Raw genomic sequence first — 25118 nt, 5'->3', positions numbered from 1 at the left:
ATGCGAGACAGTTCAAGCTTGATGGGAAACGGGATAGGGCCTATCCACGTGCGTTAAAAATGAGTAAAAACAAGTATCCCATTAAGTCTAAGAAAAATGCCGTTCACACTAAGTGAACGGCATTACAGCTAAGGCTGGGTTTTTTATTAAGTCAGTCTCAAGGGGATCCTCAAGCTCGAGCGTTGCGCCAAGGCAGCCAAAGGCTGATGATAAGTGATACTTATTACTTAGCGTGCCGATTTTATTGTCATTTTGGCATAAGCCATTGTGCCTATTGTCTAGTTGTTACGTATGCTAGTTAAGTAAGCAATTGATACTGAGATAGGCAAGCACTGAGATAAACTAGCGAGGGCGGGAGCACATGGATAGCCATTGTTGAGTGACTCAAGCAGGCCATAAGCTTTTATTCAGCGGCGACACGCCTGCTGACTTGAGGCGGGGAGGCATTATCATGAAATATCTGATGGTGCACAGCAGTTAGGGGTTAAGTACACTTGATAAAACATTGTTATTAAATACAGAATGATAGCCATGTTCCTTAGGATATTCACTGGAGATAAGTATGCCATTATTAGACAGCTTTACGGTTGACCATACGCGAATGAATGCCCCTGCGGTACGCATTGCTAAGACGATGAAAACCCCTTCTGGCGATGCCATCACAGTGTTTGACCTGAGATTTTGCATCCCCAACAAAACCTTATTAAGTGAGCGCGGTATTCACACCCTTGAGCATTTATTTGCCGGGTTTATGCGTGATCATTTAAACAATGACAAGGTCGAGATTATCGATATTTCCCCGATGGGATGTCGCACCGGATTTTACATGAGCTTGATTGGCAGCCCCGCAGAAGTCGATGTGGCTGAAGCTTGGTTGGCGGCCATGGCGGATGTGATCAAGGTGAAAACTCAACGGGACATTCCGGAATTAAACCAATACCAATGTGGCACTTATGACATGCATTCGTTAGACGAAGCCCAAGACATTGCCAAAACAATTATCGCCGCGGGTGTGAGCGTTAATCGCAATCAGGAGTTGACCCTAAGTGATGAAATCATTAATGGTTTGTAATTGTTAGTTAATCTGACAATCTCGAGCCTAATTGGCCGCTAAACATCGGTCGCGGTCACGCAAATCTCATGCCGGTGGGTGATCTCACCGGCAATTTGCCGACAATAAGTGATAAATGACCACGATAAAAGTTAACTTAAGTCACAATCCTCTCGTATACTCTCAAGGGTACAGGGAATCATCATGAGTATCCCCACACTGCAGAAGCGGAAGTCTGTTGTTATTATTTTGTTTTGATGCTTTGTAAATCATTAAAAGATAATATATTTTTCTCTTTTATTCCGGCAAACGCCGAACTCGACTGGGTTTGTTGTATGCAAGTGGTGTTTTTAAAATCATCAATTGCCACTTTCAAAGGCTTGTTGATTAAAAATGGCGATGATTTTCGTAGCAGGAATGCATCATTTGCGTTAAAATGCGCGCGTACAGCGTGATTGGGGTCGCATTTCTGTAAATAATCTGCGCTAACTCAAGCCTTTGAAAAAGGGCGACTCTTTAGATTAAGAGATAGAAATGTGGCGCATTGTCTTTCCTTCAAACGTAGTGCTTGTGGATATGATTACAATTAACAAAGGATTGGATCTGCCGATTGCCGGTAGACCAGAGCAAGTTATCCATAATGGCCCAGCCATTAAACATATAGCTACTTTGGGTGAAGAGTATGTTGGACTGAAACCTACCATGAAAGTTAAGGAAGGTGATCAGGTCCAAAAAGGGCAGGTGATTTTTGAGGATAAGAAAAATCCCGGCGTGAAATATACTGCTTTGGCCAGTGGCACAGTTGTCGCAATTAATCGTGGAGCACGACGGGTACTACAATCTGTCGTCATCGCTCAAGATGACTCTGCAGGTATTGAATTTAAACAGTACCCCGCCAGTGAACTCGCTCAATTAGATGCCGAATTAGTCCGCAGTAACTTGATTGAATCAGGTTTGTGGACTGCGATCAGAACGCGTCCTTACAGTAAAGCACCCGCAGTGGATGCCGACGCTGCCGGGATCTTCGTTACCGCCATCGATACTCAGCCTTTAGCCGCCGATCCTCAGTTGATCATCAAAGAACATGAGCAAGCGTTTGCCAATGGTCTGACGGTACTGTCGCGTTTGACTCAAGGTGATGTGTATTTATGCAAGGCGCCAGGGGCGCAAATGCCAGCGGCGAATGCCAAAGTGCATGAGTTCTCAGGCGTGCATCCTGCCGGTTTGGTCGGGACTCACATCCACAAAATCTTACCGGCTTCAGGTAAGCGCTCGGTGTGGCATGTGAATTATCAAGACGTGATAGCCATTGGCCAGCTCTTTACTACCGGTCAGTTATTTACTGACAGAGTGGTGGCTTTGGCCGGTCCTCAGGTCACTAACCCGCGCTTAATCAGAACCCAAATGGGAGCTTGCATTAGCGAGTTGGTCGCCGGTGAAACCCAAGGTAATAACGATCGTTGTATCTCAGGTTCGGTACTTAATGGTCGCACAGCCAAAGGCCCAGTCGACTACCTAGGACGTTTCCACCTTCAGGTCAGCGTACTTGAAGAAGGCACGGAAAAAGAATTTTTTGGTTGGGCGATGCCTGGTGCCAACAAGTTCTCGTTTACCCGAGCATTCTTAGGTCACCTCAATAAATCCAAACTCTTTAATATGACCACCACGACCGGCGGTTCAGATCGTGCCATGGTACCTATTGGCATGTATGAGCGAGTCATGCCATTAGATATTCTGCCAAGCATGTTGCTGCGCGATCTATTGTCAGGAGATACCGAAGGTGCGATGGCATTAGGGGCATTGGAGCTGGACGAAGAAGATTTAGCATTATGTACCTTCGTTTGTCCTGGTAAGTATGACTATGGTGTCTATCTTCGTGATTGTCTGGATATCATAGAGAGGGAAGGCTTATGAGTTTGAAAGACTTTATCGAGCGTATTGAGCCGCAATTTGAAAAAGGCGGTAAATACGAAAAGTGGTATGCCCTTTATGAAGCGGCAGCGACCATCTTTTATACCCCAGGAAAAGTGAACAAGGGCACCACCCATGTTCGCGACAACTTCGATCTCAAACGCATGATGATCTTTGTGTGGGCCTGTACATTCCCAGCCATGTTTGTGGGTATGTACAACGTCGGCTTACAAGCACAAGAAGCATTGATTGCTGGGTTTGGCACGCCAGATATTTGGCAAGTTAGTCTTTTTAGCCTCTTTGGCGCTGAGTTAACCCCAGATGCCGGGATTGCCACCTTGATGTGGTATGGCGCTTGTTTCTTCCTACCTATATATGCTGTGACATTTGTGGTGGGTGGTTTTTGGGAAGTGGTATTTGCCTCGGTGCGTGGCCATGAGATCAACGAAGGTTTCTTTGTGACCTCAGTGCTATTTGCATTGACTTTGCCAGCAACGATTCCATTGTGGATGGTGGCGCTTGGTATCACCTTTGGTGTGGTGGTTGCTAAAGAGTTCTTCGGTGGTACTGGCCGTAACTTCTTAAACCCTGCATTAGCCGGTCGTGCATTTTTGTTCTTCGCTTACCCACTTAACATGTCTGGCGATACCACTTGGGTGGTTGCTGACGGTTTCTCGGGCGCAACGGCGTTAAGCCATGCCGCGAGCGGGACTCTGGAGTACGGATTGACGGCTCAATGGTGGGATGCCTTCTATGGTTTCATCCCCGGTTCAATGGGTGAAGTGTCAACCTTGGCTATTTTGATTGGTGGTTTATTCATCGTCTATGCCCGTATTGCTTCATGGCGCATCATTGCCGGTGTGTTCTTGGGCATGGTGGCCGTTGCCAGTTTACTCAACCTAATTGGTAGTGATACCAACCACATGTTTGCCATGCCTTGGTATTGGCATTTGGTGCTCGGTGGTTTTGCCTTCGGTATGATTTTCATGGCGACTGACCCTGTGTCTGCGTCATTTACCAACCAAGCGAAATGGGCTTATGGTTTGTTGATCGGCGCGATGGCAGTCTTTATCCGAGTGATCAACCCAGCGTTCCCTGAAGGGATGATGTTAGCGATTTTATTTGCCAACTTATTTGCTCCTTTATTCGACCACTTTGTGGTTCAGGCGAATATCAAGCGGAGGATTGCACGTGGCTAATCAAAAGGATTCGTTCGCAAGAACGCTATTTGTGGTTGTGGGTTTATGTTTGGTGTGTTCGATTTTTGTATCAACTGCCGCGGTCTTACTTAAACCTATTCAAACCGAGAACAAGTTGCTAGATCGCCAGAAATATATTCTGGAAGCGGCAAACTTGCTCGACAGTAAGAATGCCGCCATGAGCCGTCAGGAAATTTTGGCGACTTATGACAAGTTTGTTGAAGCTAGAGTGGTTAACCTGAAAAGTGGTGATTTTGTTGCTGCGCTCGATGGTAATACCTTTGATATGGCGAAGGCAGCACGAGATCCAAGCACCTCTTTCGTACCAGTCAATGATATTGCTTCGGTAAAGCGAGTGGCCAATGATGCCTTGGTGTATCTCATTCATGATGAACAAGGTCAATTAACCTCGGTTATTCTGCCGATTAAAGGGTATGGCTTGTGGTCCACCATGTATGCCTTCTTAGCCCTCGACCCTGACATGAATACCATTCAGAACTTGGTGTACTACGACTTCTCTGGCGCTGGTGAAACACCGGGCTTAGGTGGCGAAGTGCAAAATCCAAAGTGGATTGCCAAATGGAAAGGGAAAAAACTGTTTAATGAGCAAGGTGAACTAGCGATTAAAGTCACTAAGAACCCTGCCATTGCTGAAACAGTTTACGGTGTCGATGCCTTATCTGGTGCAACCTTGACCAGTGATGGTGTGCAATACTCACTGCAATTTTGGTTAGGCAATGAAGGGTTTGGCAAGTTTATTGACAAGGCCCGTGATGGAGGTCTGAGCTAATGGCTGATGTAAAAGAACTGAAGCAGGTCCTAACGGGACCCATCATTAATAACAACCCAATTGCGTTACAAATTCTTGGGGTATGTAGTGCCTTGGCTGTGACCAGTAAAATGGAAACTGCCTTGGTGATGAGTATGGCGTTGACGGCAGTAACCGCCTTCTCCAACTTATTTATCTCATTAATTCGTAACCAGATTCCGAGCAGTGTCCGGATTATTGTGCAGATGACCATCATCGCCTCGTTGGTGATTGTGGTTGACCAAGTCTTGCAGGCTTATGCCTATGACGTGGCCAAGCAATTATCGGTATTCGTTGGCTTGATTATTACTAACTGTATTGTGATGGGCCGTGCTGAAGCCTACGCCATGAAAACGCCACCATTGATGAGTTTTATGGATGGTATCGGTAATGGTTTAGGGTATGCCGCCATTTTATTATCTGTCGGTTTTGTCCGTGAGTTATTTGGTAATGGTTCGCTGTTTGGTGTGGAAATTCTGAAGAAAGTCTCTGAAGGTGGTTGGTACGTACCAAATGGTATGTTGTTGCTGCCGCCAAGTGCGTTCTTCTTAATTGGTATCCTGATTTGGATTATCCGTACCTATAAGCCAGAGCAAGTTGAAGCAAAAGGATAATAAGATGGAACATTATATCAGTCTGCTAATCCGCTCTATTTTTATCGAGAATATGGCCTTAGCCTTTTTCTTGGGTATGTGTACTTTCTTGGCGGTATCCAAGAAAGTCACCACGGCCATGGGCCTTGGTGTGGCAGTGATTGTGGTGTTGGCGATTTCGGTGCCAGTTAACCAAATCATTTACCAAGGTATTCTTGCTCCTGGCGCATTAGCGTGGGCAGGGCTACCGCAAGCGGATTTAAGCTTCCTGAAGTTTATTACCTTCATTGGGGTAATCGCTGCTTTAGTACAGATATTGGAAATGACACTGGATAAGTATTTTCCTCCACTGTACAACGCCTTAGGTATCTTCTTGCCGTTGATCACAGTGAACTGCGCTATCTTTGGTGCTGTTTCTTTCATGGTAGAGCGAGACTACACCTTAGGTGAGAGCTTTATCTTTGGTGTGGGGTCAGGCATTGGTTGGGCATTGGCACTGGTGTTATTAGCGGGTATCCGTGAAAAGATGAAGTACTCCGATGTACCTAAAGGTTTGCGTGGACTTGGGATCACGTTTGTGACGGCAGGTTTAATGGCGTTAGGTTTTATGTCGTTCTCTGGCGTATCGCTTTAAGCGCTACCCTCAGACTGAGTCATTACGACCTTAAAGGATAAGTAAATGGATATTCTCGGTATTTTTAAATCGACTCCACTTGAGGTTTACTTGGGTGTGAGTATGTTCACCGCGATTGTTCTGGTACTGGTATTGGTGATTTTATTCGCCAAATCAAAGCTGGTAGCCAGCGGTGATATCACCATTGGTATTAATGGTGATCCTGAAAAAGCGATTACGACAACGGCAGGTAACAAACTGTTAGGTGCATTAGCATCTAATGGGATTTTCGTATCAAGTGCCTGTGGTGGCGGTGGTTCTTGTGGCCAGTGTCGCGTGCATATTAAGTCGGGTGGTGGTGATATTCTGCCGACTGAGCTTGATCATATTAGCAAAGGTGAAGCCAAGCAGGGTTGCCGTTTATCGTGTCAGGTAAATGTTAAGTCTGATATGGAAATTGAGCTTGAAGAAGAAATCTTTGGTATCAAGAAATGGGACTGTGAAGTCATTTCTAACGATAACAAAGCCACCTTTATTAAAGAGTTGAAACTGCAAATTCCTGATGGTGAATCCGTGCCTTTCCGTGCGGGTGGCTATATCCAGATTGAAGCCCCAGCTCACCATGTTAAATATGCCGATTTCGATGTTCCACAAGAATATCGTGGCGATTGGGAACACTTTGGTTTCTTCAAGTTAGAGTCTATCGTCGATGAGCCGGTGATCCGCGCTTACTCGATGGCAAACTACCCCGAAGAGTTTGGTATTATTATGCTAAACGTTCGAATTGCGACACCACCACCACGTAACTTAAGCTTACCTTGTGGACAGATGTCATCGTACATTTGGAGTTTGAAGGCCGGCGATAAGGTGACGATTTCAGGGCCATTTGGTGAGTTCTTCGCTAAAGACACCGATGCTGAAATGGTATTTATTGGTGGTGGTGCGGGTATGGCACCTATGCGTTCGCATATCTTTGACCAACTTAAGCGCCTTAAATCTAAGCGTAAGATGAGTTTCTGGTACGGTGCTCGCTCTAAGCGCGAAATGTTCTATGTTGAAGATTTTGATGGCTTGGCCGCTGAAAATGATAACTTCCAGTGGCATGTCGCCCTGTCAGACCCTCAACCTGAGGATAACTGGGATGGTTACACTGGCTTTATTCATAATGTACTTTACGAAAACTACCTGAAGAACCATGATGCTCCCGAAGATTGTGAGTTTTATATGTGTGGTCCCCCAATGATGAACGCAGCCGTTATCGGTATGCTCAAAGATTTAGGGGTAGAGGATGAGAACATTCTCCTCGATGACTTCGGTGGTTAATTAACGTGAGAATCTAGGTCCAATGTTAAAGACCTTATGCTATTGGCCAGCCCTTGTTGGGCTGGCTTTTTTCGTCAGTGGTTGCTCACCTACGTCTGAGCTGGTGAAGTTATCTGGCCAGACCATGGGCACCACTTATCATATTAGTGTGGTTAGTAATGACCGCTTGCCTGAGGCGGCAGTATTACAGCAGCAGATTGATGTGGCGCTGGAGTTGGTCAATGACCAAATGTCGACCTATCGTCCAGACTCGGAACTGTCACAGTTTAACCAAGCTGGCAGCAACCAAAGGGTCAATGTTTCGGCCGATACCATCAAGGTGATTGAGGCCGGGATGGATTTGCACCGTAAGACCGACGGCGCGCTGGATATTACCTTAGGGCCTTTGGTTAACATGTGGGGTTTTGGCCCAGATAAACGGCCCATTACTGAACCCAGTCAAGCGCAAATCGATGCGGCCATGACCCGCACCGGTATCGATAAGATAGTGATTGATGGCTTGACGTTGAGCAAAACGTCAGAGGATCTCTATGTCGATCTATCTTCGATAGCCAAAGGGTTTGGAGTCGATACAGTGGCCTCAATCTTGGCCGCTTATCAAGTGCCGGGCTATTTGGTGGAAATCGGCGGTGAGATTGCGGCTTATGGCCATAAAGCGGATGGCAGTGCTTGGCGTATTGCTATCGAGCAGCCCAGTGAGAATGGCCGCCAAGTGCAACAAGTGATCGAACCTGGCAATATGGCAATGGCGACCTCAGGAGATTACCGTAACTATTATGAGTTTGAAGGTGAGCGTTTTTCTCATCTTATCGACCCTCGCACCGGTTACCCAATCAAGCACGCCTTGGCGTCTGTCACCGTGTTAGCGCCCGAGTGTATGACTGCCGATGGGTTAGCGACGGCCATGATGGTGCTGGGGACTGAGGCTTCGCTGGCGTTGGCGAAACAAATGAATTTAGCTATTATGCTGATAGAGAAACAACCCCAAGGCTTCGTCGTTCATTATAGTGATGCTTTCCAACCTTATTTGTCGAAACAATAGGGATAACTTGGCTCAATTAGGAGTTGTATTATGAGTACCTTTATCGCTGCATTTGTGGTGTTACTTGTTTTTTTCTTATTGATGTCTGTGGGTTATATCATCAAACGCAAGGCTGTCGAAGGCAGTTGTGGTGGGCTGGGCGTGCTTGGCATTGAAAAAGCCTGTGATTGTGATGATCCTTGCGACAGACGTAAAGCCAAAATGGCTAAGGCGGCCGCCGAGGCTGAACGAGCCGCAAAATACGATGTTGATAGAATTATCTAAGTTATACTTACTTCATAAAAACCGCTGAAAAGCGGTTTTTATATTCTTGACTATAATTTTAAAAACGAAAAGGAAGTCAAGGATACGGGATGGCAGGTCAATCGGAATTTATATTAAATTCTGTTATTGAATTAACACAACAACGGCAGTTAATTCCGCTAGCAACCTCATTGGTCAACACCGTCGCTGAGACGCTGGATGCGGATTGGGTGACACTGATTGATGTACGAACTGATAATATTTTAGCGGTCAAAGGACAAGTACCACAATGGCACTGGCGTGAGTTAGTCAGCACCTGCGCGGAAGAGCAGCAACTGTTGGTGGATGATATCTTGGGTGTCGCCATTGCCATCCCAATATTCTCCGACATTGCGGTCAGCCATGTATTGTATGTGGTGTCCTCTAAGCTTGGCCTACATCAGCAATATTTCTTGAGCGGATTTGCCCGTATTTATGAAAACTTCTTAGCACTTGTCCATGAAAACGAGTCTGACACATTAACCTCCTTGTTGAATAAGAAAGCATTTTTTCCTTATGCGGAACGAATTATCCAATCCGCTCCGCCAGTCATAGAAGCCGATCTCCAGCAAGTCAGTTCTTGGCTCGCAATTTTTGATATCGATCATTTCAAATCGATCAACGACACCTTAGGCCACTTATACGGTGATGAGGTGTTGATCCAACTGTCGAATATTATGGCCACCACCTTCGGTGAAGACGATGCGCTATTTAGATTTGGCGGCGATGAGTTTGTGGTGATGTTAGCGCCGAGAACCAAGCAAGAAGCGGAAGCACTATTTCGGCGTTTTAAATCGTCAGTTCATACCTTACGTTCTTCCAAGTTACCGAGCTTTTCGATTTCAGTCGGGATAGCTCATATATCTAATGCCGATAACCCCAACCAGTTGATTGCCAATGCCGATCGCGCCTTATATTACGTTAAAGAAAGTGGTCGTGATGATTACTGTTTCTTTAGTGATTTACTTAAGGCGGGCAAATTGAGTACCAACTTCTACCAAGATGATATCGAGCTTTTTTAACGGCAGCGGCCCTTACAGTTGAGCTTTGTGGCATGTGGGCATATGCTCAATAGGATTGCCAACGGTATCATCAAGGGGGGGCCGGTGAAAGGTCATCACAAGGTTATTACAGTACTGAATGTACAACTCACGGCCGAGCTCACGGCGATAAATCAATATTTTCTGCATGCCAGAATGTTTAAAAACTGGGGGTTTCAGGCGCTCAATCACAGCAACTACCGTAAATCCATTCAAGACATGAAACATGCCGATGCCTTGATTGAGCGGGTTTTGTTCCTTGACGGGCTACCTAATTTACAACGGCTCGATAAAATCAATATCGGTGAACATCCTCAGGAAATGCTCAGTAGTGATAAACAAATGATTGAACAGCAACTGGTGTCACTGCGCCATGGGATCGCCTTATGTGAGCACAACCAAGATTTTGTCAGCCGACAATTACTGACCGCGATTCTCGATGACGAAGAGCAACATTTAGATTGGTTAGAGACGCAATTCACTTTGCTACAAGATATGGGAGTGGCCAACTATCTGCAATCACAAGTAGGGGAGTCATCATGAAAGGCCATCAACAAATTATCGACCTACTCAATCGCTTGTTGTCCAATGAACTGACCGCAATGGATCAATATTTTATTCATGCGCGCATGTATCAGGATTGGGGCTTAACCGCCTTATACGAGCGAATTGATCATGAATCGACCGACGAACGTTTACATGCCTCTAAACTAATTGAACGGATTTTATTTTTAGAAGGGCGACCCAATGTTGCTGACCGTAATGGCCTCGCTATCGGCGCCAATACCCAGCAAATGCTCGCCAATGACCTTGCCTATGAGTATAAAGTGGCTGAGGATCTCCGCCATGGGATCCATGTCTGTGAGCAATTACAAGACTATCTGAGCCGTGATTTATTGGTGTGGCTGTTAGAGGAAACCGAATCTGATCACATGTATTGGTTAGAGCAGCAGTTAGGGTTGATTGATAAACTCGGCCTAGAAAATTACTTACAAGTGCAAATGTCTGGCAAGACTTGAGTACTGCTTTTTTATACAGTAGTATGGCGATATCTACATACCAGTGAATGAGCCATGCGTAAGATCATACACCTAGATATGGACTGTTTTTTTGCCGCCGTTGAAATGCGCGATAACCCTGAGTTACGCCACCAACCTATTGCGGTTGGTGGCAGTCAAGATCGCCGCGGGGTGATCAGTACCTGTAATTACCTCGCCCGCCAGTATGGGGTGCGTTCGGCAATGGCGTCGGCGTATGCGTTACGTTTATGTCCTGAACTGATTTTAGTGCCTGGGCGTATGTCGGTTTATAAAGAAGTATCGCAGCAAATCAGAAGCATTTTTCTGCAATATACTGATAAAGTTGAACCCTTATCCTTAGATGAGGCCTATCTTGATGTTACCGACGCCAGCCATTGCCAAGGCAGTGCGACCTTAATGGCGACAGAGATCCGCTCGCAGATTGTTAAGCAAACGGGCCTGACGGCATCCGCTGGTATCGCGCCACTTAAGTTTTTAGCCAAGGTGGCCTCAGATCTCAATAAGCCCAACGGTCAGTTTGTTATCACCCCAGATGAGGTTGATGATTTTGTAAAACAATTGCCTTTGACGAAAATTCCAGGGGTAGGGAAGGTCACGGCGAATAAACTAGAGCAACTAGGCTTGTTAACCTGCGGCGATGTGCAAGCATTTGAAAAACACCAGTTAGTTCAACTTTTTGGTAAGTTTGGACACAGCCTCTACCAACGAGCTTGTGGCATCGATGAGCGCGAGATCTGTGCCGACAGGATCCGTAAGTCCGTCGGGGTCGAAACCACGCTCGGTCAAGATATTCATAGTAGTCGTCAATGCCAGCAGATTTTGGCGAAATTGATCCCCGAACTCGATAGGCGTATACAAGCTAGCGCCAGTGACCGCACCATAGTGAAACAGGTGGTCAAGCTTAAATTCAGTGACTTTATCCAAACTACGATTGAGCACCGGCAAGAGACCTTATCGGTAAATCTATTTTATGAGCTGCTTGAGCAAGCCTTGAAGCGTGCCCAAGGGCGCGGGATCCGCTTAGTCGGGGTTGCCGTCGGTCTAGGGGAAAAACAAGTGGATCATGCCCCAGCCGCTTTGCAATTGGATCTCGGTCTTTAATCATCGCCACACTAAGCGAGGGTCACCCGCATGCCCGCCGAGATATTTTCGAGGGCGGAGGCTAATTCCTCATTCGTGATGCCCTCACACAGCGTCAGGGTGATCTGGGCTTGATAAACGGTTTGGCCAATACTCGCCACCATCATGCGATTGTGTTCAAGCTGTTCAATGTTAGCGCCAACATTCATCAACAGGGCTTGGATATCATGGGTGAGTCCTTGCCTATCAAAACAATCTAATGTGACGACTTGTCTTCGCCGTGCTTGTTGAGCTTGGGCTTGAATATCATGATAGTGAAAGGCCAGCTGAGGCATGGCATTTTGCAGGGTTTGTTGCAAGGTGATTAACTGATGAGCCTCCACCTCTAACTTAATTAAGGCGCTAAACTGGCCTTCGAGTTGAATTATTTTACTGGTAAGCCAGTGGGCACCGGCTTGACGGCTGAGCCGAGCCAGTTCAGTCAAGGTATTTGCGGCGATGGGGCCTTGAACACTGGTGATCATTGTCTGTTGCATAACTGTCCTCACAGATTGATGGCTATCAGCGACGTAAACATTCCATAATCATAGCTGGAGATCACCGCTCAGGATGTGCGCTAGCATCAGAAAAACAAAAAGCTCAAATAGTCATTTGAGCTTTTTGCGTCTGCTTAAGGTGATCAAGCATTGGCGAGTTAGTGCTTGGCTGGGATCGCGGCCAGCACGGCCAGCAATAGTTGCCAGTATTGGCCAACCGTGGTGATATTCACCATTTCATCCGGGCTATGTGGGTAGCGAATGGTGGGACCAATCGAGACCATGTCCATCTCAGGATAAGGTTTTTTAAATAAACCACATTCAAGACCAGCATGGATCACCATGATGGTGGGCTCTTTGTGGTAAATGCCTTGATAGGTATCGCGGACGATGGCCATCACTGGTGAGCTGTTATCTGGTTTCCAGCCAGGATAGGCACCCCTGAGTGTCAAAGAGGCTCCCGCCAGTTCTGCCAAGGCTTGCAGTCGACCTTCCACTTCACTGCGACCTGAATCGATTAATGAGCGGATAAGGCATAACAAGGTGGCTTGTTGATTATCCAGACTCACCACTCCTAAATTGAGCGATGTTTCGGTTACGCCGTCAATTTCATCACTCATGCGTTCAACCCCATTGGGACAAGCGTGCAGCAAGCGGATCAGTTGCTGTTGTGATGCCAGCGTTAATACTTGGGCAGGCATTGCGATTGGCGTTAAGGTTAAACACGCTCCTGGATCGGCAATGGCTAATTCATCACGGATGATGCCTTGAAAGGTGTCCATGGCTTGGGTCAGTTCGGCTAAGTGAGTTTCGCTGATCACCAAATGACAGCTGGCTTCACGGGGGATAGCATTGCGCAAGGTGCCGCCGCTAAAGTTAGCCAGTTGGGCCAGGTTTCCATGTCCCATCAGGAATCGGGCTAACAGCTTATTCGCATTACCGCGGCCGAGGTGAATATTTACCCCAGAGTGACCGCCCTTTAAACCGGTGAGTTTAAGCTCAAAGGCTTGGCCAAGCTGCGGCGCTTGCCATTCTAAAGGTAAGGTTAGACTCGCATCGACCCCGCCCGCACAGCCCATATAAATTTCGCCTTCTTGCTCTGAGTCGGTATTAATTAAGATATCAGCCTCTAATTCTCCGGCTTGTAGACCAAATGCCCCGGTCATGCCGGCTTCTTCATCAATGGTCAATAAGACTTCTAACGGGCCATGGGGAATATCTTCGGCGCCAAGAATCGCCAATGCCGAGGCCATGCCGATCCCATTATCGGCGCCGAGGGTCGTTCCTTGGGCTTTAACCCAGTCGCCGTCGACATAAGCTTGGATTGGGTCAATGACAAAATCATGAACGGTATCATCATTCTTCTGTGGCACCATATCGATGTGAGCTTGTAAAACCACGGTTTTGCGATTTTCCATGCCGGCGGTCGCTGGTTTTTTGATGATCAGATTGCCTACCGCATCTTCCTTGAGGACTAAGCCTTTGGCTTTTGCCCAAGTTTGAATGTGCAGGCTTAATGCTTGTTCATGTTTTGATGGGTGAGGAATTGCACAAATTTGTTCAAACCACTGCCACAGTGGCTGAGGGGATAACTGACTGATAGTGGTCACAGGCACACTCCCTGAAAGCTGTATAAGAAAGTAGATTGCTAAAAGGTTAGCAATATCGATAAGCCCAGCAGTGTAACACAAGCAATATTTGACGGATATTGGCGCCGGTCTCAGGCCCATGGTCATGTTCATCTAAGTTGACATTGATGGCGGTTGGGCGGGGGTTAAGTTACTAGGAATGACATAAAATTACATTTTGCTTTTTATGAGCTAACCAGCTGTTTTATCTTATTTATATGTGGAGGCTCTGATATATCCTCAGCCATCCGTCAAACGCTAAACGGTAATAAAATTACATTTTGAAGAAATATGACATTTTTTACCCACATCTATTGTAATAAAATTACCAGTACGTATAATTGTCTACGTTGGTTGAGCAGAGACCTTATATGAGGACCTCAACCCCTCTAGTCATCCAGGACGGATAATTCTCCAAGGAATCGAGTGACAAGTTGTCTCCAAGGATATGAGAACCTCTAGTTCCAGGGAACCGAGCCAAGCTTTACCTAGAGTATTAATTCACAACTTTGTTAGGAGTACTATCTATGGCTTATCAAGGCATGAACACAGTTTATTGGCAGAGCACTTGGTTTAATCCAGCGGTTTTGCGTGGTGGCATTTACGCCATGGCTTTATAAGGGAGCACTTGCCCTAGCAGCTTGCTGCTAAACCCAGTGATTTTCATCCATCAACCTTTGTATCATCCCTTGGGATGTGTTTCAGACTCAAGTTATTGCGAATGACCATCGCATAACCAATATGTAAATAGATATTGGTCTATTTCATATTCATTCCCTTCCAGGAACACTTGAATTGTCTTTGCCTACTCGATTGAGTAGGCTTTTTTTTTGTTTTTTTATGACGTTTAAACGCACCCGAAAGGGGGTATTTTTGTTGAGGATTTCAAGTCGGCGTTAGGAATTTAAGATAAATACAAAGTCTTTAACATTCGCAATAGAGACATTATTAAATCAGCGGAGCGATCCCTATCAAGCAAGGCTGATATTCGTAAGACAATGTTCTTTGGCATTCTATTTGCGGTGATGTTGATTGCGCTGGGTTAATATCTTTTCCCCGCCCACGGCTGATTAAATCCAAAACCGAATCAGTACGTTGTTAGCCTTACGAATGGAAAATGGATGTCCATCGAACGAATTCCTATATACGCGTCTCCAGCCAACGTTATGGAACATCAATATTCATGATGCTACAGTTAACATTATTGAAACGCTTTTTTTGGGGAAAAATGAAAAAACTAACATTGGTAATGCTTACTTTAATCTTGTGCGTCACAGGAACCGCTGCCACAGTATTAGCCTCTGAATATCAGCCGATAGAAGAACTGCTATTAGAAATGCACAGAGCAGAGCTGAATCGCAACTATGGTGCAAGCGATAATGTGTACACCCGAATAACACGAAAAAAATCAGATACAACAAGTATTGTTATCACGGCCAGAGGGATTATTGCCAAAGACGCTACAAACTTCCCAGACGACGAACGCATCACCGAGGAACGCTGGTCAACAGATGACGCTGGTGATGGGTGGTACTTCGTGGATGTATTTGAAAGGGACGAGCTGGGGGACCTTGAAAAAGTGAGCACAGAAGCCCACAAACAAGGTACTAAACATTACGTGCCAAGACCGGGTTAACGGTCAGATCCAGTGTCTTTCCTTATCGCGGATCTCATCCAGCGACTGGAGCTATGCTGCAACCATGTCCTTGTTGGCTTCAGTGAATCCATCACCACCGTTTTGCCCCGCTCAGCGTTACGTTCGGCAGCCGGGCGGTCGCCGCCTCGGCCACAGGCCCCATTCTCGGTGTGTTGTTCTGATAGACCGCCTCCTTTGTATATGTGACCCAATCAATCCCGCTTGATAGTGTCTGTTTTACTCTTAGAACAAAGTGTTTGCTGAATAAGTAATTACTTAGCTGGTCTGATTAGTTGATGATCCTTATAATCAGCGACCTTAGATGTAAGTACCTATTCACTTCTAGGTACTATCCCACCTTTTGATACCATCAAGGAACCTTGTTCCATGTTAGAAAAAATTTTTAAACTGTCTGCAAATAACACCACCTTAAAACAAGAAGTTATCGCAGGAACCACCACCTTTTTGACCATGGCATACATTATCTTTGTCAACCCGATGATCTTAGCCGGTGCCGGTATGGATCAAGGCGCGGTGTTTGTTGCGACCTGTGTGGCCGCGGCTATCGGTTGTATTGTGATGGGACTGCTTGCGAATTATCCCATTGCTTTAGCTCCGGGAATGGGGCTTAACGCCTTTTTTACCTATACCGTGGTTGGCGAAATGGGCTATAGCTGGGAAACGGCCTTAGGTGCGGTATTTATGTCTGGCATCTGCTTTATGGTGCTGTCGTTAGTGCGTATTCGCGAGTGGATTGTCAATTCGATTCCGATGTCATTACGGTTAGGTATTGCGGCAGGTATTGGCTTATTTTTAGCGTTAATTGCCTTACAAAACGCTGGCATTGTCGTCAGTAACCCTGCCACCATGATCAGCATGGGCGATATCACTTCGTTTAATGCCGCCATGTCTGCGTTAGGCTTTTTTATTATTATTGCGTTAGTCCAGCGCGGATATAAAGCGGCGGTGATTTTAAGTATCCTGTCCGTAACCGCCTTAGGTGTGTTTTTTGGTGGGATTGAATATAAGGGCATTGTCTCTATGCCACCGTCAGTGATGCCCACTTTTATGCAAATGGATGTCGCTGGTGTGCTTGAAATATCAATGATTTCAGTTGTTTTCGCATTTTTGTTTGTGGATTTGTTCGATACCTCTGGCACCTTGGTTGCTGTGGCTCAACGTGGCGGTTTCTTGGATGATAAAGGGCGTCTGCCTCGTTTAAATCGTGCCTTATTAGCCGATAGCACGGCCACGATTGCTGGCGCGGCACTCGGCACGTCAACAACTACCAGTTATATCGAAAGTACGGCAGGTGTTAGTGCGGGTGGCCGCACCGGCTTAACGGCGGTGGTCGTCGGTTTACTGTTTTTAGCCGCGTTATTTATCTCGCCGCTTGCTGGGATGGTGCCAACCTATGCCACCGCAGGCACCTTATTTTATGTGGCTATTTTGATGATGTCTGGTCTGGTGCATGTGGAATGGGATGATTTAACCGAAGCTGCCCCTGTGGTGGTGGTTTGTATCTTAATGCCACTGACCTACTCGATTGCGACCGGCATCGCTTTAGGCTTTATCACTTATGCGGCGGTCAAGCTGATGAGTGGTCGAGTGCGGGAGCTCAATATTGGTGTAAGCCTGTTGGCGGTGATGTTTTTAGCGAAATTCATCTGGGGATAAAAGCTAGCTTATCCACCGAAATAGGTTGACGGTTAGTTGCGGTGATTGCGGATTAAGATGAATTAATCCGCAATCACCATTATTTTACTAACCGAGCGCGATGACAGCTACCAATTTCCTTGGGGATTGGGTATAAGAAAGCTTTTGGCTGTTAAGCTTATTCCCCATGAATACCAGTGAAATTGCATACCGCCGCGTGGTGGTAAAATTAGGCACCAGTGTACTAACCTCAGGTAGCCGCAGTCTTGATAAAGCGCAGATGGCTGAACTCGCTCGTCAAATGTCTCACCTAATGAAAGCCGGCGTCGAAGTTGTGCTCTGTACCTCTGGTGCTATCGCGGCAGGACGTGAACATCTGCAACACCCGCATTTACCCGATACCATGGCAAGTAAGCAATTATTGGCAGCGGTTGGGCAGAGTCAGTTGATATTGGCTTGGTCGCAATTATTCAGCATTTATGGCTTCAATGTTGGCCAGTTATTATTAACCCAAGCCGACTTGCACGATCGTGAACGGTATTTAAACGCTCGCGATACGCTCAATGCCTTATTAGCTCACGGCATTATCCCTATTATCAATGAAAATGATGCGGTCGCCACTAACGAGATCAAGGTGGGCGACAACGATAACCTTTCCGCCCGTGCGGCCTTGTTGTGTGACGCCGACTTATTGATTTTGTTGACCGATCAACAAGGATTGTTCGATGCGGATCCACGCACCCATCCCGATGCGAAATTGATAAGCCAAGTCAATATCATCGATGACAGTTTGCGCCAATTGGCGGGCGGCGCCGTGTCCGGGTTGGGAACGGGCGGCATGGCCACCAAACTGGAAGCGGCGGATATTGCCCGTCGCGCCGGGATTGAAGTGGTGATTGCGCCAGGTCAGCAGCTTGATGTCATTAAAAAGTTAGTATGCCAGCACGCCGTTGGCACGCATTTTAGCGCCATTGAAAATCCATTAGAGAGCCGAAAACAATGGATATTAGCCGGCCATAAGGCCACTGGACAGCTGGTACTCGATGATGGCGCGGTTAATGCTGTGGTCGCAAAAGGCCGCAGCTTGTTATCGAAAGGGATCACTGCTGTGGAAGGGCATTTTGTACGTGGTGATACGGTTCTTTTGGTTAATCAATCAGGTAGGGAAGTGGCGCGGGGCCTGTGTCGTTACGACGCGTCAGCCATGAAGTGTATTGCTGGCCATCATTCTGATAAGATAGAAAGCTTACTAGGATATGACTATGGCGATGCTGTAGTCCACAGAAATGATATGGTGGTGTTATGACAATGGATAAGCAGGCATACCTCGAGCAGTTGGGTCAACAAGCTAAAGCTGCAAGTTTTCAGTTAGCGGCGTTAACCAGTCCCCAAAAGAATCAATTATTGCATGCAATTGCCATGTCATTGACCGCCGCCAAGGACACCATATTAGCCGAGAACGCTAAAGATGTTGCTAGCGCTCGTGAGCAAGGGTTAACCGATGCCATGATCGATAGACTGTTATTAGATGAAGTGCGTCTTGATGGTGTCATTGCTGATATTACCAATGTGATTGCCTTGGCCGATCCTGTCGGTGCCGATATTGATAGTAAGCGTTTAGATAATGGCATGCGCTTAAGCCGCCGTCGCGTACCGCTCGGGGTGATTGGGGTCATTTACGAGGCTCGCCCTAATGTCACGGTCGATATTGCCAGCTTAGCTATTAAAACCGGCAATGCCGTTATTTTGCGCGGTGGTAAAGAAACTCGATTATCTAACTTAGCGTTAGCTGCGGCGATCCGCACGGCGATTACCGCACAAGGCTTACCTGCCGATGCGGTGCAACTTATCGATTCACCGGATCGCGAGTTGGTCAGTGGCTTATTAACGCTTGATCAGTATGTCGATATGATTGTGCCTCGTGGCGGTCAAAAACTGCAGCGTTTATGCGCAAAAAAAGCGACCATCCCAGTGATCTTAGGCGGAATTGGTATTTGCCATATGCTGGTGGACAAAGCTGCTGATCTAAGCCGAATTGCCCCAGTGGTGATTAACGCCAAAGTGCAGCGTCCCACCGTATGCAATGCCTTAGACACATTGTTAGTGCATCAAGAGGTTGCAGCGGCGGTGTTGCCAAGCTTATGTCAGCAATTGCAACAACAAGGAGTACGTTTTTATGGCTGCGAGCAAACCCTGACTCTGACTCAAGGGCAAGGGTTGGATATTCAAGCGGCTAGCGATGAAAGTTATGGCACCGAGTGGTTGTCTTTGACGCTAGGCATTAAAGTGGTTGCTTCTCTTGATGAAGCCGTTGCCCATATTCGTCGCTATTCTAGCGGCCATTCAGAAGCCATTTTGACCGATAATATTGCCACTGCCGAACAATTTGTCGAACAGGTGGACTCTGCGGCGGTGTATGTCAATGCCAGCACGCGCTTTACCGACGGCGCTCAATTTGGGCTGGGTGCGGAAGTGGCGGTTTCTACTCAAAAATTGCATGCCCGAGGCCCCATGGGACTCGAGGCATTAACTACCTTTAAATGGGTGGCATTAGGCGATTATACGCCGCGGGCATAAGTCGAGATGTGTTGTTGATAAAAAAGGTCGCCATGGCGACCTTTTTGTTGCGTAAAGCGGCGGCTATCGCCGCTTATTCTTGGGTGGCAATCGCGGCAAAAGCTGCCCGCAGTGCTTTGGCTAAGTCATTGGCATTAAGCGACATTTGTAATCCCCGCTTGCCTGCACTGATATAAATGGTATCAAAAGAGCGCGCCGACTCATCAATGACTGTTTTGAGTCCCTTCTTTTGACCTAAGGCGCTGATGCCGCCGACAAGGTAGCCAGAGCTTTTTTGCGCCGAGGCAATCGCGGCCATATTGAGCTTTTTAAGCCCCAAGGTTTTGGCCAAAGCTTTTAAATTCAATTGCTGACTCACTGGTACTAAGGCGACCGCGATGGGCGCGCCTTCGGCGGTATCGGCCACCATGAGAGTTTTAAAGACTCGATTGGGATCGAGTCCGAGCTTTTCGGTGACTTCATTACCGAAATCATGGACATCTTTATCATGTTGATATTCGTGCAAGCTAAAGGCCAGTTTGGCCTTTTTGGCTGCGACAGTGGCTGGTGTCATATCTTCACCTTAAACTCATGATGATTACTGCCTCTGGCGATTTTAATCAGGGGCATGGATTAGGGCTAGGCAGGCGTTTGATCTTTGCCATGGGGAGAGCCTAGTTTTGGCAGTACTTGTTGTAAAGCCAGCGCCGATAAAATAAAGCCCATGCCCACAAAGGTGGCCCTGGCAATATCCTCTTTGAGGATCAAGGCGATTAATGCCATGGATAATAACGGCGTGAGAAACACTAAGGTGCTAATTTGCGAGGCGCTCTTGGCCTTTTTTAGCGCCATTAACCACAACACGAAGCTGATACCCATTTCAAACAATCCCACATAAATACCGGCGGCTAAGGCCGATGGACTCATGCTTGGCAAAGACTGGCTCCACAGCAGGGCGATGGTGATAAAAGGCAAACTGACACAGAAACTCAGGAGCAGGCTGATCACAGGGTCGCCCTTATCCTTGGTATTGACTATCCAATACAGACACCAAAGTAAGGTGCTCGCCAGAGCAAAGATAATCCCTAACGGTTGTTCAAAGGTAAAGCTGGTAATGTTACCGCCAGTGGCAATGATCACCACCCCAATATAGGCCACCACGGCAGATATCACGTCACTCTTGCGCAAGGCTTGTCCTAACAGCGGCACTGCCAATAAGGGCAGTAAAATCGCCCAAGTGTAATTGAGGGCTAATGCCTGTTGGGCCGGCAGTAAATCATAGGCTTTAAATAACACCAGATAATATAAGAACGGATTAAGTAAGCCGGTTTGCAAATACAGGCTCGGTTTTTGCCAAAATTGCTGCACCATTAATTTGCATTTGCCTTGAAAAATGACCATGGCGCCTAAGGTCACAATCGAGGTGATCGTGGCGACAAAGACCAGTTGCAGTGGCGTGAAAAAACCGAGGGCAATCTTAAAGGCGGTGGCCACCGTAGACCACAGCAAAATGGCCGCAAGGCCAAAGAGATAAGCAAGATGATGCGACGTCAAAGGGGGATCCTTTCGCAAACAAGCCTCCGACAAGGGGCGACTAAGTGATTAAATTGGATGCATTATACTGTTTGCGTAAAAATCTTCGCTTATTTTGATAAAAAATTTCAAACTCGCCCTTGTTTTTTAATTTGCTATCCCAATATATGTGTTAACAGAGATTTGGCAGTCAAGTTAGCGCATATATATCCTCTTACCGCCATATCGTCACAAATCATAGCTTTGAGTTTTTGGAGGACCCCCATGGGTAAAATTATTGGTATCGATTTAGGTACAACCAACTCTTGTGTAGCAGTACTTGACGGTGGCAAAGCACGCGTATTGGAAAATGCTGAAGGTGAACGTACCACGTCATCTATCATCGCTTTCACCGATGAAGAAACATTAGTGGGCTCTCCTGCTAAGCGTCAAGCGGTTACCAATCCAACCAACACTTTCTTCGCGATTAAGCGTCTGATCGGTCGTCGTTTTACCGATGATGAAGTGCAACGCGACGTTAGCATCATGCCATACAAAATTATCGCTGCTGATAATGGTGATGCATGGGTTGAAAGCCACGGCAAGAAAATGGCTCCGCCACAAGTTTCTGCCGAAATCCTGAAAAAAATGAAAAAGACCGCCGAAGACTTCCTCGGTGAGCCTGTCACAGAAGCGGTAATTACCGTACCTGCTTACTTTAACGATTCACAACGTCAAGCCACTAAAGATGCTGGTCGTATCGCGGGTCTTGAAGTGAAGCGTATTATCAACGAGCCAACCGCTGCGGCACTGGCTTACGGTATTGATAAGAAGCAAGGTGACAACGTTGTTGCGGTATACGACTTAGGTGGCGGTACCTTCGATATCTCTATCATCGAAATTGATAGCAACGATGGCGATCAAACTTTCGAAGTTCTGGCAACCAATGGTGACACTCACTTAGGTGGTGAAGACTTTGATAACCGTTTGATCAACTACTTGGCAGACGAGTTCAAGAAAGAGCAAGGCATGGATCTGCGTAAAGACCCATTAGCCATGCAACGTCTGAAAGAAGCTGCTGAAAAAGCTAAGATTGAATTATCAAGCACCACACAAACTGAAGTAAACCTGCCATACATCACTGCTGATGCAACAGGTCCTAAGCACTTAGTGGTTAAGATCACTCGTGCCAAGTTAGAGTCTTTGGTTGAAGATTTGATTCAGCGTTCTTTAGAGCCTCTGAAAGTTGCTCTGGCCGATGCGGATCTGTCTGTGTCTGACATCAACGAAGTGATTTTGGTGGGCGGTCAAACCCGTATGCCAAAAGTACAAGAAGCGGTAACTAACTTCTTTGGCAAAGAGCCACGTAAAGACGTTAACCCAGACGAAGCGGTTGCCGTTGGTGCTGCTATCCAAGCTGGTGTGTTGGCGGGTGATGTTAAAGACGTACTGTTATTGGACGTTACGCCACTGTCTCTGGGTATTGAAACCATGGGCAGCGTGATGACCAAGCTGATTGAAAAGAACACCACCATCCCAACTAAGGCACAGCAGACGTTCTCTACTGCTGATGACAACCAGAGTGCTGTGACCATTCACGTACTGCAAGGTGAGCGCAAGCAAGCTAGCGCGAACAAGTCTCTGGGTCAGTTTAACTTAGAAGGTATTGAGCCTGCACAGCGCGGTATGCCGCAAATCGAAGTCACCTTCGACATCGATTCTGATGGTATCTTGCATGTGTCTGCTAAAGATAAGAAAACGGGTAAGTCTCAAGATATCACCATCAAAGCATCTTCTGGTCTGTCTGATGAAGAAGTGGCGCAAATGGTCCGTGATGCTGAAGCTCATGCTGACGAAGACAAGAAGTTTGAAGAGCTGGTTCAAGCGCGTAACCAAGCCGACGGTCTGTTGCATGCCACTAAGAAGCAAGTGACTGAAGCTGGTGATGCACTGGGTGCTGATGACAAGGCTAAGATTGACGCGGCCATGTCTACCTTAGAAACCACCATTAAAGGCAATGACAAAGAAGCGATTGAGAAAGATTCACAAGCGCTGATCGAAGCCTCTGCTAAGTTGATGGAAATTGCTCAAGCTAAAGCACAATCTGCTGAAGGTGACGCACAGGCTGATAACAGCAAAGCGGCTGCCGACGATGTGGTTGACGCTGAGTTTGAAGAAGTGAAAGACGATAAGAAATAATGACACGGCACCTTAGGTGCCCCCTCATTGTTTCCCGGCGGGCGTTATGAGGTAACTCTAACGCCCGCAAAGCTAAGTTAAGCGCAGAGAAAGCAAAGAATATGTCAAAGCGTGATTATTACGAAGTATTAGGCGTAGGCAGAGATGCCAGCGAACGCGAAATCAAGAAGGCCTATAAGCGCCTGGCAATGAAGTATCATCCGGATCGCAATCCCGATGATAAAACTGCCGAGGCTCAGTTTAAAGAAGTCAAAGAAGCCTACGAGATCTTAACCGACGCTGACAAAAAGGCGGCCTATGACCAATTTGGTCATGCCGGTGTCGATCCTAATCGCGGCGGCGGTGGTGGTTTTAATGGCGGCGGCGATTTCGGTGATATTTTCGGTGATGTGTTCGGCGATATCTTTGGCGGCGGTCGTCGTGGCGGTGGTCAGCGTCAAGCGGCCCGTGGCTCAGATCTTCGTTACAACCTCGAGTTATCGTTAGAAGAAGCGGTGCGCGGTTTAACCCGTGAATTACGTATTCCAACCTTAGCCGGTTGTGATGCTTGTGATGGCAGCGGTGCCAAAAAAGGCTCGAGTCCAACCACCTGTGGCACTTGTCATGGTGCTGGCCAAGTGCAAATGCGCCAAGGTTTCTTCGCGGTCAATCAGGCATGCCCTACCTGTCATGGTCGCGGTAAGATCATCAAAGATCCTTGTTCTAAGTGTCATGGCGAAGGCCGTGTCGAGAAGACCAAAACCTTATCCGTTAAAATTCCAGCTGGGGTGGATACAGGTGATCGGATTCGTTTATCTGGCGAAGGCGAAGCCGGCGAGTTTGGTGCACCGGCGGGCGACTTGTATGTGCAAGTATCAGTACGCGAGCATCCTATCTTTGTTCGTGATGGTAATAACTTATACTGTGAAGTGCCGATTTCATTCAGTAAAGCGGCCTTAGGTGGCGAAGTGCAAGTACCGACCTTAGACGGTAAAGTTAGCCTGAAGATCCCAACGGAAACACAAACCGGCCGTATGTTCCGTTTACGTGGTAAAGGGGTTAAATCAGTGCGTAGCCATGCGACAGGTGACTTGTTGTGTAAAGTCGTGGTGGAAACGCCAGTGAGCCTCAATGAGCATCAAAAAGAGCTGCTACGTGAATTTGAAGCCTCGCTGACAGGGGAATCGCGCAAGCATAGCCCTAAGGCTGAAGGTTTTTTTGATGGCGTCAAAAAGTTCTTTCAAGACTTAAATAGCTAAGCCTGCAATTGCCGTTAAAAAACCCCGTATGCTTGTAGCCTACGGGGTTTAATTAGATGGTCCGCCTCACCCCTAAGCTAAGCTTAGGGTTAGGCAAACAAAGAGGCGAACCATCATGTCTACTATTAAAGTAATTGGGATCGATTTAGGCAAATCTTCTTTTCATCTTGTTGCT

23 protein-coding genes are annotated in these 25118 nt (G+C 46.9%); 19 read left to right on the top strand and 4 right to left on the bottom strand.

Going from position 1 to position 25118, the window contains the following annotated elements; all coding sequences use genetic code 11:
• The first annotated feature begins 562 nt into the window (after positions 1-562).
• From luxS to dinB, 13 genes are all read left to right on the top strand, one after another.
• Entirely contained in the window at positions 563-1072 is a 510-nt protein-coding gene (gene luxS / locus KU855_RS15715; RefSeq protein WP_218531361.1) for an S-ribosylhomocysteine lyase, read from the top strand.
• 555 nt (positions 1073-1627) lie between these two features.
• Positions 1628-2965, top strand: coding sequence for a Na(+)-translocating NADH-quinone reductase subunit A (locus KU855_RS15710; protein WP_218531359.1), 1338 nt, complete (start codon positions 1628-1630; stop codon positions 2963-2965).
• A complete protein-coding gene (locus KU855_RS15705; protein WP_218531357.1) occupies positions 2962-4161 on the top strand; it encodes an NADH:ubiquinone reductase (Na(+)-transporting) subunit B in 1200 nt (399 codons plus the stop codon). Before KU855_RS15710 ends, KU855_RS15705 begins: the two co-directional genes overlap by 4 nt.
• A complete protein-coding gene (locus KU855_RS15700) occupies positions 4154-4951 on the top strand; it encodes a Na(+)-translocating NADH-quinone reductase subunit C (RefSeq protein WP_218531355.1) in 798 nt (265 codons plus the stop codon). Before KU855_RS15705 ends, KU855_RS15700 begins: the two co-directional genes overlap by 8 nt.
• Positions 4951-5583 carry an NADH:ubiquinone reductase (Na(+)-transporting) subunit D gene (locus KU855_RS15695; RefSeq protein ID WP_218531354.1) on the top strand — a complete coding sequence of 211 codons (633 nt, stop codon included), beginning with the start codon at positions 4951-4953 and terminating at the stop codon, positions 5581-5583. Before KU855_RS15700 ends, KU855_RS15695 begins: the two co-directional genes overlap by 1 nt.
• A gap of 4 nt (positions 5584-5587) precedes the next feature.
• Entirely contained in the window at positions 5588-6196 is a 609-nt protein-coding gene (gene nqrE / locus KU855_RS15690) for an NADH:ubiquinone reductase (Na(+)-transporting) subunit E (protein ID WP_218531350.1), read from the top strand.
• Positions 6197-6241: 45 nt separating this feature from the next.
• A complete protein-coding gene (nqrF, locus tag KU855_RS15685) occupies positions 6242-7498 on the top strand; it encodes an NADH:ubiquinone reductase (Na(+)-transporting) subunit F (protein WP_218531349.1) in 1257 nt (418 codons plus the stop codon).
• Between the two features lie 22 nt (positions 7499-7520).
• A complete protein-coding gene (locus tag KU855_RS15680) occupies positions 7521-8540 on the top strand; it encodes an FAD:protein FMN transferase (protein WP_218531348.1) in 1020 nt (339 codons plus the stop codon).
• Positions 8541-8570: 30 nt separating this feature from the next.
• Positions 8571-8804, top strand: coding sequence for a (Na+)-NQR maturation NqrM (nqrM, locus tag KU855_RS15675; protein WP_218531347.1), 234 nt, complete (start codon positions 8571-8573; stop codon positions 8802-8804).
• Positions 8805-8893: 89 nt separating this feature from the next.
• Complete coding sequence (locus KU855_RS15670; RefSeq protein ID WP_218531346.1) at positions 8894-9844, top strand: GGDEF domain-containing protein; 951 nt, start codon at positions 8894-8896, stop codon at positions 9842-9844.
• 84 nt (positions 9845-9928) lie between these two features.
• A complete protein-coding gene (gene bfr / locus KU855_RS15665; RefSeq protein ID WP_218531366.1) occupies positions 9929-10405 on the top strand; it encodes a bacterioferritin in 477 nt (158 codons plus the stop codon).
• The gene (gene bfr, locus KU855_RS15660) at positions 10402-10881 is read left to right on the top strand and encodes a bacterioferritin (RefSeq protein ID WP_218531345.1); all 480 of its coding nucleotides are present in this window, start codon (positions 10402-10404) and stop codon (positions 10879-10881) included. The genes bfr (KU855_RS15665) and bfr (KU855_RS15660) overlap by 4 nt, the downstream gene beginning before the upstream one ends.
• Before the next feature lie 54 nt (positions 10882-10935).
• A complete protein-coding gene (gene dinB / locus KU855_RS15655) occupies positions 10936-12003 on the top strand; it encodes a DNA polymerase IV (protein WP_218531335.1) in 1068 nt (355 codons plus the stop codon).
• Between the two features lie 11 nt (positions 12004-12014).
• Here dinB and KU855_RS15650 read toward each other — a convergent pair whose 3' ends face one another.
• Both KU855_RS15650 and KU855_RS15645 read right to left on the bottom strand, forming a co-directional pair.
• Positions 12015-12518, bottom strand: a complete 504-nt coding sequence (locus KU855_RS15650; RefSeq protein WP_218531328.1) for an ACT domain-containing protein — start codon at positions 12516-12518, stop codon at positions 12015-12017.
• Between the two features lie 158 nt (positions 12519-12676).
• Positions 12677-14128 carry an aminoacyl-histidine dipeptidase gene (locus tag KU855_RS15645; RefSeq protein WP_218531327.1) on the bottom strand — a complete coding sequence of 484 codons (1452 nt, stop codon included), beginning with the start codon at positions 14126-14128 and terminating at the stop codon, positions 12677-12679.
• Positions 14129-15329: 1201 nt separating this feature from the next.
• Between KU855_RS15645 and KU855_RS15640 the strand changes: the two genes are divergently transcribed.
• From KU855_RS15640 to KU855_RS15625, 4 genes are all read left to right on the top strand, one after another.
• Positions 15330-15782: a hypothetical protein gene (locus tag KU855_RS15640; protein WP_218531326.1), complete on the top strand. Its 453-nt coding sequence runs from the start codon at positions 15330-15332 to the stop codon at positions 15780-15782.
• Between the two features lie 387 nt (positions 15783-16169).
• Positions 16170-17459 (top strand): NCS2 family permease, encoded by a 1290-nt coding sequence (locus tag KU855_RS15635; RefSeq protein WP_218531317.1) that lies wholly within the window; start codon positions 16170-16172, stop codon positions 17457-17459.
• A gap of 166 nt (positions 17460-17625) precedes the next feature.
• On the top strand, positions 17626-18744 hold the full coding sequence (proB, locus tag KU855_RS15630; RefSeq protein ID WP_218531315.1) for a glutamate 5-kinase: 1119 nt from the start codon (positions 17626-17628) through the stop codon (positions 18742-18744).
• Between the two features lie 2 nt (positions 18745-18746).
• Positions 18747-20015 (top strand): glutamate-5-semialdehyde dehydrogenase, encoded by a 1269-nt coding sequence (locus tag KU855_RS15625; protein WP_218531362.1) that lies wholly within the window; start codon positions 18747-18749, stop codon positions 20013-20015.
• Positions 20016-20088: 73 nt separating this feature from the next.
• Here the strand turns inward: KU855_RS15625 and ybaK are convergent, their stop codons facing one another.
• Positions 20089-20568 (bottom strand): Cys-tRNA(Pro) deacylase, encoded by a 480-nt coding sequence (gene ybaK / locus KU855_RS15620; RefSeq protein WP_218531307.1) that lies wholly within the window; start codon positions 20566-20568, stop codon positions 20089-20091.
• 65 nt (positions 20569-20633) lie between these two features.
• Positions 20634-21548, bottom strand: a complete 915-nt coding sequence (locus KU855_RS15615) for a DMT family transporter (protein WP_218531293.1) — start codon at positions 21546-21548, stop codon at positions 20634-20636.
• A 243-nt stretch (positions 21549-21791) separates the two neighbouring features.
• Between KU855_RS15615 and dnaK the strand changes: the two genes are divergently transcribed.
• Both dnaK and dnaJ read left to right on the top strand, forming a co-directional pair.
• Entirely contained in the window at positions 21792-23705 is a 1914-nt protein-coding gene (dnaK, locus tag KU855_RS15610; RefSeq protein ID WP_218531290.1) for a molecular chaperone DnaK, read from the top strand.
• A 101-nt stretch (positions 23706-23806) separates the two neighbouring features.
• Positions 23807-24943, top strand: a complete 1137-nt coding sequence (gene dnaJ / locus KU855_RS15605; RefSeq protein ID WP_218531288.1) for a molecular chaperone DnaJ — start codon at positions 23807-23809, stop codon at positions 24941-24943.
• The last annotated feature ends 175 nt before the right edge of the window (positions 24944-25118 follow it).

Origin of the sequence: Shewanella sp. NIFS-20-20 (genome assembly GCF_019209865.1) — a bacterium.
In the GTDB taxonomy this organism is placed as follows: Bacteria; Pseudomonadota; Gammaproteobacteria; order Enterobacterales; family Shewanellaceae; genus Shewanella.
This window is presented reverse-complemented; position numbering and strand designations above follow the sequence as displayed.

Bases quoted from the DNA above. Each gene is read 5' to 3' on its own strand.
- luxS (WP_218531361.1), top strand. From the start codon at position 563: ATGCCATTATTAGACAGCTTTACGGTTGACCATACGCGAATGAATGCC.
- KU855_RS15710 (WP_218531359.1), top strand. From the start codon at position 1,628: ATGATTACAATTAACAAAGGATTGGATCTGCCGATTGCCGGTAGACCA.
- KU855_RS15705 (WP_218531357.1), top strand. From the start codon at position 2,962: ATGAGTTTGAAAGACTTTATCGAGCGTATTGAGCCGCAATTTGAAAAA.
- KU855_RS15695 (WP_218531354.1), top strand. From the start codon at position 4,951: ATGGCTGATGTAAAAGAACTGAAGCAGGTCCTAACGGGACCCATCATT.
- nqrE (WP_218531350.1), top strand. From the start codon at position 5,588: ATGGAACATTATATCAGTCTGCTAATCCGCTCTATTTTTATCGAGAAT.
- nqrF (WP_218531349.1), top strand. From the start codon at position 6,242: ATGGATATTCTCGGTATTTTTAAATCGACTCCACTTGAGGTTTACTTG.
- KU855_RS15680 (WP_218531348.1), top strand. From the start codon at position 7,521: ATGTTAAAGACCTTATGCTATTGGCCAGCCCTTGTTGGGCTGGCTTTT.
- nqrM (WP_218531347.1), top strand. From the start codon at position 8,571: ATGAGTACCTTTATCGCTGCATTTGTGGTGTTACTTGTTTTTTTCTTA.
- KU855_RS15670 (WP_218531346.1), top strand. From the start codon at position 8,894: ATGGCAGGTCAATCGGAATTTATATTAAATTCTGTTATTGAATTAACA.
- bfr (WP_218531345.1), top strand. From the start codon at position 10,402: ATGAAAGGCCATCAACAAATTATCGACCTACTCAATCGCTTGTTGTCC.
- dinB (WP_218531335.1), top strand. From the start codon at position 10,936: ATGCGTAAGATCATACACCTAGATATGGACTGTTTTTTTGCCGCCGTT.
- KU855_RS15650 (WP_218531328.1), bottom strand. From the start codon at position 12,518: ATGCAACAGACAATGATCACCAGTGTTCAAGGCCCCATCGCCGCAAAT.
- KU855_RS15640 (WP_218531326.1), top strand. From the start codon at position 15,330: ATGATGCTACAGTTAACATTATTGAAACGCTTTTTTTGGGGAAAAATG.
- KU855_RS15635 (WP_218531317.1), top strand. From the start codon at position 16,170: ATGTTAGAAAAAATTTTTAAACTGTCTGCAAATAACACCACCTTAAAA.
- proB (WP_218531315.1), top strand. From the start codon at position 17,626: ATGAATACCAGTGAAATTGCATACCGCCGCGTGGTGGTAAAATTAGGC.
- KU855_RS15625 (WP_218531362.1), top strand. From the start codon at position 18,747: ATGGATAAGCAGGCATACCTCGAGCAGTTGGGTCAACAAGCTAAAGCT.
- ybaK (WP_218531307.1), bottom strand. From the start codon at position 20,568: ATGACACCAGCCACTGTCGCAGCCAAAAAGGCCAAACTGGCCTTTAGC.
- dnaK (WP_218531290.1), top strand. From the start codon at position 21,792: ATGGGTAAAATTATTGGTATCGATTTAGGTACAACCAACTCTTGTGTA.
- dnaJ (WP_218531288.1), top strand. From the start codon at position 23,807: ATGTCAAAGCGTGATTATTACGAAGTATTAGGCGTAGGCAGAGATGCC.